Genomic DNA, 7,881 nt, shown 5'->3' with positions numbered 1-7,881 from the left:
ACACCCACCTCAGCGTCTTGGATCAATCAGGTCGAACGTTTCTTCGCTTTGTTGACAGATCGAGCCATCAGACGCGGCGTGTTCCGCTCCGTCGCAGAACTCGAGCGCGCCATCACAGCCTATATCGATACCAACAATGCCAATCCAAAGCCGTTCAGATGGACCAAGAGCGCCGACGATATCCTCGCCTCAATTCAACGCTTCTGCCTGCGGTCCCTCACAAAAATGCCCAAAATGAAGACAAATTCCGAATCAGGACACTAGGTCGAATCGACATTCAGCACATCCAAATCATGCTTGAAGCGAGTTGAACGGTTGCTAGGAAATGCACGGCCCTTCGGTCGTAACGGGTTGCTACCCTGCGGAAATGTTTGAGCTTATTGAAGAACCTTTCGATGCGATTTCTCATCTTATAGGCTTTGACATCGTGTGGGATTTGGATTTTCTATTTTGCTTTGAGGGGATGACAACCTCTATATTGGCCTCCTCGATCATTTCGTGGAGTTCGTTGCTATCATAAGCCTCATCTGCGAAGATACCACCGGCAGTTTGGCTGTCCAAGAGATCAGCGGCGGCTGGGATGTAATGTGCTTCTCCGCCGGCAAGAATATAGCGCAATGGCCTGCCTTCTGTATCGGAGAGGGTATGGATTTTGTTAGTCAATCCTCCTCTGGAACGCCCCAGAGCCTGGTTCTTGCCTCCCTTTTCCGTTGATGGGCGCGGACCACGGTGCTGTCGAGCATTAGGTACTGGTTCTCAGGATCACTTGTTAGGTCATCAAAAATCCGTTCCCAGACGCCAGCTTTGGCCCATCGGGTGAAGCGTTTATGTACGGTTTTGTATTTTCCGTACCGCTCCGGCAGGTCATGCCAATGCGCGCCGGAGCGAATTACCCAAAGAACCACGTTCACAAACAATCGATTATCAGCCCCGGTCCGACCGGGGTCAGAGGCTTTCCCAGCAATCAACGAGCTAATCCGACGTCACTGCTTCTCAGATAACTCATAACGCTTCGTCGCCATCAAAAACTCAAGACCGTGAATCTGGAACTCTATGAATCACAAAAGCTGCTCGTACCGGAAGAGCTGAATGTCGATTGGTTCTAATTGAAAATGCCAGCCTGCCACGGCACAAATTCACTTTCCCCCAAACCTAGTACTTCACTCTTGGATGGCTCGCCTGAAGCAATTTTCAGAAAAGCTTCGAAAATTTTCCTTCCCATCGTTTCAATGGTTTCCTCGCCGTCCAGAATTTCACCGCAATTAATGTCCATATCGTCCCGCATGCGGCGATACATGGGAGTGTTGGTGGCAAGCTTCACCGTGGGTGCGGGAATGGAGCCAAAGCACGATCCGCGCCCGGTAGTGAAGGCAATGAGGTTGGCCCCGCCTGCAACCTGGCCGGTCGCAGAGATGGGGTCGAAGCTAGGTGTATCCATAAAAACCAGCCCACTCTGCTTTATGGTTTCTGCGTAGCGGTAGACAGCCATGAGTCCGCTGGTACCGCCCTTCATCGAGGAGCCCAGGGATTTTTCAAGAATATTGGTAAGCCCGCCCGCGTTATTACCCTGTGTGACCTTGCCGTTGATTTGCGTATCTCGCCCAGGGGAATATTCGTCCTTCCACCAGCGCAGGCGCTCGATGAGTTTTTCTCCCACATCACGGCTGGCAGCGCGACGGGTAAGCGTGTGCTCCACACCGTAGATCTCCGCAGTTTCAGAAAGAATGCCGGTACCGCCATGGCGGACAAGAAGATCAATGGCCGCCCCCAGGGACGGATTGGCGGTGATGGAAGAGAACCCATCCGATCCGCCGCATTGCAGCCCCACGGTAAGATGGCTGGCCGGCACGGGCGTACGCGTAATGGCGTTGACGAGAGGCAGCATCTCTTTCACCGCCGCAATACCGGCATCGATAGTTTTCGCTGTACCGCCGGTTTCCTGCATCACGAAGGTACGCAGGATCGGGCCCGCCGTGAGATTTTCATCAATGAATAGCTCGGAGATCGGGTTGCGCTCGCAGCCCAACCCGATGACCACGGCCCCGCCCATGTTAGCGTGGCGAATATAACCGCCCAGCGTGCGACGTAGAATGGCCATGGGCTCACCTGTCATTTCCATGGAGCAGCCCAGCCCGTGAGTGATGGCTACGACACCGTCGATATGATGATAATCCGCAAGGCGTTCAGAGGTAAACCAATTTGCCACCTTCTTGGCTACAGTGGCAGAGCAATTCACTGTGGAGACGATGCCGATATAGTTCCGGGTTGCCACTCTGCCATCCGCGCGGATAATGCCTTGAAAGCTGGCACGCTGCGCGAGGGACAAAAGCTCCGTCGGACGGTAATCAACTCCATAGGCGTAATCGTGCCTCACATCCTCAAAGCGCATATTGTGGTTATGGACATAATCGCCCGCGGCGATGTCCTGCGATGCGAAACCTATAGTTACATCGTATTTCAACACTGGCTGATCCCGCAAGATAGGTTTCAGTGCCACCTTGTGCCCGGCGGGAATAACGGCACGGGTGGTGAAGCGTTCCGCAACTTCGGTGCCGGCTGGCACCTCGGCGCGGGCTACAGCAATATTGTCACCTGGATGGAGTTGCAGGAACGGCCCCAGCATGTGCTTCCGGGTGGTCTCAATCGCAGTCATCGCTTCAATCCTGTAACATGTTGCCGGAAACAAACCGCTTTGCCGGGGTGCGAGCCCATGCCGGTTCTCCCATTCTGTTCTTATCGGACGCCACGGAACATGAAATCCGCCCGTGTTCGCTTAGACAATGGAACCGCCCAAACCAAAATAAAACGCAGCTGATGCTATCTTCAGACTAAAAATTTTCTTCGGTGCGACAGTGCGACCCAACGGCCGAACAAAAGAAAAAGCGTTTTTTGATGATATATCTCATGAGGTTTTCTTGGCTCTTCCGGGTGATATGGTTCTTACGTGAATATGGTCGGACCAACCGGCCATGATTGGATCAACTGGCCGCGAGGGCGCAAGTGAGCCAGGACAACCTCGCCCCAGACCCCGACTAGGCGACGAATTCTACTTCATGGAGACCAATATATATGCCGCTCGACGCTCAAAAAATTGCCGTTCTTCAGTCCATCTCCACTGCCACGCTGACGACTGTGCTGCTGAAGAAAGGACTACGCAATGTATGGCTACGCGGCACGCAGCCACTGCGCCCTGGGCTGAAGCGGCTGGTCGGCCCGGCTTTCACGCTGCGCTTCGTGCCAGCGCGAGAGGATCTGGCGACACCGGAATCCTGGAGCTCTCCCACCTCAACCCGCGCTGCCATAGAGGCGATGCCGGAAGGCAGCATTGCTGTGGTGGATGCGATGGGCGTGAAGGATGCCGGAATTTTCGGCGATATTCTGTGCAAGCGCATGAAGGTTCGCGGCGTGGCAGCACTGGTAACCGATGGCGTGGTACGTGATGTGGCGGGGGTTCTGGCGACGGATCTACCTGTTTGGTGTTCCGGTGCGGCGGCACCGCCCTCCGTAGCGGGGCTTACCTTCGTAGCCTGGCAGCAACCTGTCGGGTGCGGCGGCGTGGCAGTGTTCCCAGACGATATAATCGTAACCGATACCGACGGCGCCGTGGTGATTCCGCAGACGCTGGTAGATGAGGTGGTGGAAACCGCCATCGAACAGGAACGGCTGGAAAGCTGGATCTACGAACAGGTGGAAGGCGGTGCCACGCTGCCCGGTTTGTACCCACCCAACGCCGAAAATAAGGCGCGTTATGAGGCCCATAAAGCTGGCCTGGGCAAGGCTGCGGAATAACGGTCGGCAAATGAACCTCGCCTCCACGCCATCCCCAATGCCGCAGTTTGCGGGTGAGTGCGCGCTTTACGCCTTCACCGGAAGCTTCACGACCAAAAAGCGCAAGGCGCGCGGCACTGGGATCGGGATCTATCGGCTGAAGGAAGATATGTGGCAAGAGGCTGGAGGGATAACCGGCCTAATCAATCCCTCCTTCCTGATGAGTGACTTGGCGCGCGGAGTGATTTACGCCGCGCATGGCGATTCCGATTTTGCAAGTTCATTTCGCCTTGATCAGGAAACTGGGGAGTTGCGGCTTCTCGGCCAAGCGGCAACGGGCGGGATGAACGGGGTGCATCTGGCGCTTACCTCATCCGGGCGTTTTCTGCTGGTAGCAAATTATGCCAGCGGTTCCGTGGCGACCCTACCGGTGGAACCGGATGGCACTCTGCGTTCCTTCATCGACCAGCTGGAATTACCCGGCGAGCCGGGACCGCACCGGCAGGAACAGCATGGCTCGCACCCACACCATATCGTGCCGGACCCATCCGGCCGGTTTTTCGTGGTGCCGGACAAGGGGCTGGATTGTGTGTTCACTCTGGCCTTCGATGAAGTCTCGGCACGGCTGCGCATTGTCAATCGTGCCATGCTACGACCGGGGGCCGGGCCGCGCCATATCGCCTTTCATCCGCACGAGGATGTGGCTTTTTTGGTGAATGAGCTTGAGTCCTCGCTGGTTCTCTGCGCTTGGAATTCGGTGGCTGGGAACCTGACGCCGTTGCAGCAGGTAAGCACTTTACCGGAGCATTTCTTTGGCGCTAACTCTGCCGCCGCGATTGCCATCACACAATGCGGACGGTTCGTCTATGTCTCCAACCGCGGACAGGATGGCATTGCCTGTTTCGAGTACGATAGCGAGGCACAGCGCATTGCCCCGCTGAATCACACAACTTCCGGCGGACGCGACCCGCGTTTCATCATCCTCTCACCGAATGGGCGGCAGATTATTGCAGCGAATGAGCAAGGCGATAATCTAGTGTTTTTCGATATCGACGAAGCAGACGGCACACTGATTCCGCGCCGCGCCACGCTGCACAGCTACAGCCCCTGCACAATCGCCTTTCTACCCACCTAAGGCTTCTCGGTCCGGCAGAGCCGGCGCCGTTTCAAAAATCATAATCCGCAAACAATCGCGGTCATTTGGAGGACCAAGACATGAATCCGGGACGATATCGTTTCGTAATTGCATTTCTACTCTTCATCGCTGGCATCATCAATTACATGGACCGAGCGGCGCTAGGCGTAGCGGCTCCATTTGTGAAAAAGGATCTCGGGCTTTCACCGTCTGAGCTGGGGGTCATCTTCAGTGTTTTCTTCTTCGGATACGCGGCCTTCGCCTTTGTCGGTGGAGCTTTGGCCGACCGTTACGGCCCACGCGCGGTTTATAGCTGGTCGGCGGCGCTCTGGTCTGTGCTGTGCGGGCTCACCGGCGCGGTGGGCGGCTTCATCTCCATGCTGGTTGTACGCATCCTGTTCGGTTTCGCAGAAGGCCCGATGAACTCCACGACCAATCGTACCATCACCACCTGGTTCCCGCGTGAGGAAACCTCACGCACCATCGGGTTTACCTTCTCGGGTCAGACAGTGGGCAGCGCCATCGCCGCACCAGTGGTCGGACTGTTAGCCATCGCCTATGGCTGGCGGATTTCCTTCTTCGCGATCGGAGCTCTCGGGCTTGTATGGGTTATTGCCTGGCGATGGCTGATGACGGACAAACCCGCCGACAATCCGCGTGCGGGACGCGACGAGATCGATATGATCGCGCAAAGCCGGGTTGTTGATGTGGCGTCTCAGAACGAGGCAAAGCCGCTGCGCCATTACTTGGCGCTGCCGAGCACGCTTTCGCTCGGACTCGGCATGTTTGCAGTAAATTACACGCTTTACATCTTCCTCTCCTGGCTGCCAAGTTATCTAACCAATGCGCTGCACCTGCCGGTGAAGCAGATGGCCTTCGTGGCAGCCATTCCCTGGGCGTGCGGGTTTGTGGGTTATGCTGGCGGCGGCATGGTGGCGGATTTCATGTATAAGCACATGGAAAACCGAGTGACTGCCCGCAAGGTAGCGACCATCATTCCGCTGGCTCTGGCCGCTATAGCACTGCTGGCGGTGAACATGGCATCGGGCGCGACTATGGCGGTTTCCCTGATAGCCTTCGCTGTGATGATGCTGACGGCCTCCGTGCAAGCTTGCTGGGCGACAATCCATGAGTTGGTGCCGCAGGGGCGCGTCGGCGGGGTAAGCGGCTTCATTCATCTGCTCAGCAATATTTCCGGCATCATCGGGCCAACTGCCACGGGCCTCGCCGTGCAATATCTTGGCGGATACAGCAGCGCCTTTGCCGTGGCTTCGGCCATTGCCGTGGCAGGCGTGGTGGCCATGGCCATCTTTGTGAAGCGCCCGGCCTCGAATAACATGATGGTGGAACAGCCCGCCGAATAAGGCGGGCCAATCACGCAGGAGACAACACAAGAATGACTATTCCCAAGAAACCAGTGCTGCTGACAGGCGCCTCCGGCGTGTTGGGCCGTGTTCTTGCCCACGCTCTGGCAGCCCAGGGCTGGAGTTTGCGACTCACGGATATCGCCCCTTTTCCCGATCCCGTGCCGGAAGGGGCGATTTTCACAAGGGCGGATTTGAACGACGGCGCGGCCATTCGGCGTGTTGCCGAAGGGTGTGGCACCATCCTACATTTCGGCGGCATTTCCGTTGAGCAGCCATTTGAAACGGTGATCGGCCCCAATATACGAGGGCTGTACCACGCCTACGAGGCTGCGAGGTGGGAGGGGGCGCGGATGGTCTTCGCCTCCTCTAATCATACAATCGGCTTTCACGAGCGCGATGAGGCGATCGATGATTCCGCCTATCTTTTGCCGGATGGCTATTATGGCCTCTCTAAGGCTTATGGTGAACTGATGGGCCGGCTTTATTGGGCCAAGCACGGAACACAAAGCGTGTTCCTGCGCATCGGCTCCTGCACCCCCGCCCCACTGGATGACCGGATGCTCAGCACCTGGTTCTCATACGGCGACCTCACGCGACTGGTAGAACGCAGCACGCTGGCGCCCAGCCTAGGGCCGACGGGCTGCTTGGTTATCTGGGGCGCATCACGGAACAGCCGTATGACATGGTGGTGCAAAGACGGGCGCGAAATCATAGGCTGGTCGCCGCAGGATAGTGTGGACAGCTTCATTCCGGAGCTGGACGGCAAAACCAGTAACAGCCCAGCAGCGGAGCGCTACCAGGGCGGCGGTTATTGCGCGATGGGGTTTTCGCGGGAGGATTTCGCGCCAAGGATGCTGTTTCCCACAGACGAGTAACCCCAAAAGAGGCCGCCATTCGTGAAAATGGTGGCCTCTTTTTGTTAAACGATTTTGGTGTACAGCGTGCCGATCCCAGCGATTTCGCCGACCAGCTTATCCCCCTTCACGATCGCAGCGACGCCTTCCGGCGTACCGGTGAAAATGAGATCACCCGGCGCTAGGGCCACGAAGCGCGACAACGTGGCGATGATATCCGGCACCGGCCAGATCTGGTCCGCGAGATCCCCTTCCTGCCGGATCTGCCCGTTCACGCTAAGCGCAATGCGCCCGGCGGCCGGGTGGCCAACCGCACTGGCCGGGGCAATGGCGCCAATGGGGGCGGATGCGTCGAACCCCTTGCTTAAATCCCACGGGCGGCGGAGCCCCTTGGCTTCATCCTGCAAATCCCGCCGGGTCAGATCGATGCCGATGGAATAGCCGAATACATGGGACAACGCCTGTGCTGGGCTGATCTCCTGACCTCCCGTACCGATGGCGACCACAAGCTCGATCTCATGATGCAGGTTTTTCGTCTGGCTGGGATAAGGCGTGTCCTGCCCGGCGGGCACCAACGCATCCGCGGGTTTAGTGAAGAAGAAAGGCGGCTCGCGGGTCGGGTCATTACCCATCTCGCGCGCATGGGCGGCGTAATTGCGGCCTACACAGAAGATTCGACGTACGGGAAACAGGCGACCATCGGTAACCGGCACGGTCACGGGTGGCGGCGGCGCGAATACGAAATCAGGCATCTTCA

6 protein-coding genes and 2 pseudogenes are annotated in these 7,881 nt (G+C 57.3%); 5 read left to right on the top strand and 3 right to left on the bottom strand.

From position 1 onward, the window contains the following. Positions 1 to 264: pseudogene (locus BUB54_RS21330) on the top strand (IS630 family transposase); the annotation flags it as partial. A 13-nt stretch (positions 265 to 277) separates the two neighbouring features. Here the strand turns inward: BUB54_RS21330 and BUB54_RS20090 are convergent. Further along, a pseudogene (locus BUB54_RS20090) lies at positions 278 to 977 on the bottom strand (IS5 family transposase). A 125-nt stretch (positions 978 to 1,102) separates the two neighbouring features. Next, positions 1,103 to 2,653: a UxaA family hydrolase gene (locus tag BUB54_RS19330; RefSeq protein WP_048878283.1), complete on the bottom strand. Its 1,551-nt coding sequence runs from the start codon at positions 2,651 to 2,653 to the stop codon at positions 1,103 to 1,105. A 416-nt stretch (positions 2,654 to 3,069) separates the two neighbouring features. Between BUB54_RS19330 and BUB54_RS19325 the strand changes: the two genes are divergently transcribed. The 4 genes from BUB54_RS19325 to BUB54_RS19310 all read left to right on the top strand — a co-directional run bounded on the left by BUB54_RS19325 (position 3,070) and on the right by BUB54_RS19310 (position 7,145). Beyond that, the gene (locus BUB54_RS19325; RefSeq protein ID WP_048878284.1) at positions 3,070 to 3,789 is read left to right on the top strand and encodes a ribonuclease activity regulator RraA; all 720 of its coding nucleotides are present in this window, start codon (positions 3,070 to 3,072) and stop codon (positions 3,787 to 3,789) included. Then, positions 3,749 to 4,903, top strand: a complete 1,155-nt coding sequence (locus BUB54_RS19320; RefSeq protein WP_199444681.1) for a lactonase family protein — start codon at positions 3,749 to 3,751, stop codon at positions 4,901 to 4,903. Before BUB54_RS19325 ends, BUB54_RS19320 begins: the two co-directional genes overlap by 41 nt. Before the next feature lie 80 nt (positions 4,904 to 4,983). Beyond that, the gene (locus BUB54_RS19315; RefSeq protein ID WP_048878286.1) at positions 4,984 to 6,267 is read left to right on the top strand and encodes an MFS transporter; all 1,284 of its coding nucleotides are present in this window, start codon (positions 4,984 to 4,986) and stop codon (positions 6,265 to 6,267) included. Positions 6,268 to 6,299: 32 nt separating this feature from the next. Further along, on the top strand, positions 6,300 to 7,145 hold the full coding sequence (locus BUB54_RS19310) for an NAD-dependent epimerase/dehydratase family protein (RefSeq protein WP_048878287.1): 846 nt from the start codon (positions 6,300 to 6,302) through the stop codon (positions 7,143 to 7,145). 44 nt (positions 7,146 to 7,189) lie between these two features. On the opposite strand, the gene BUB54_RS19305 is transcribed toward BUB54_RS19310, so the two are convergent. Beyond that, complete coding sequence (locus BUB54_RS19305) at positions 7,190 to 7,876, bottom strand: fumarylacetoacetate hydrolase family protein (protein WP_073212031.1); 687 nt, start codon at positions 7,874 to 7,876, stop codon at positions 7,190 to 7,192. Positions 7,877 to 7,881: the final 5 nt, after the last annotated feature.

This window comes from Acidocella aminolytica 101 = DSM 11237 (assembly GCF_900129125.1).
Taxonomy (GTDB): Bacteria; Pseudomonadota; Alphaproteobacteria; order Acetobacterales; family Acetobacteraceae; genus Acidocella; species Acidocella aminolytica.
Note: the sequence above shows the minus strand (reverse complement) of the source record. Positions and strands in the feature narration are given on the sequence as shown.

Excerpts from the sequence above, each read along its gene's own strand:
- BUB54_RS19330 (WP_048878283.1), bottom strand. The coding sequence starts at position 2,653 with ATGACTGCGATTGAGACCACCCGGAAGCACATGCTGGGGCCGTTCCTG.
- BUB54_RS19325 (WP_048878284.1), top strand. The coding sequence starts at position 3,070 with ATGCCGCTCGACGCTCAAAAAATTGCCGTTCTTCAGTCCATCTCCACT.
- BUB54_RS19320 (WP_199444681.1), top strand. The coding sequence starts at position 3,749 with ATGAGGCCCATAAAGCTGGCCTGGGCAAGGCTGCGGAATAACGGTCGG.
- BUB54_RS19315 (WP_048878286.1), top strand. The coding sequence starts at position 4,984 with ATGAATCCGGGACGATATCGTTTCGTAATTGCATTTCTACTCTTCATC.
- BUB54_RS19310 (WP_048878287.1), top strand. The coding sequence starts at position 6,300 with ATGACTATTCCCAAGAAACCAGTGCTGCTGACAGGCGCCTCCGGCGTG.
- BUB54_RS19305 (WP_073212031.1), bottom strand. The coding sequence starts at position 7,876 with ATGCCTGATTTCGTATTCGCGCCGCCGCCACCCGTGACCGTGCCGGTT.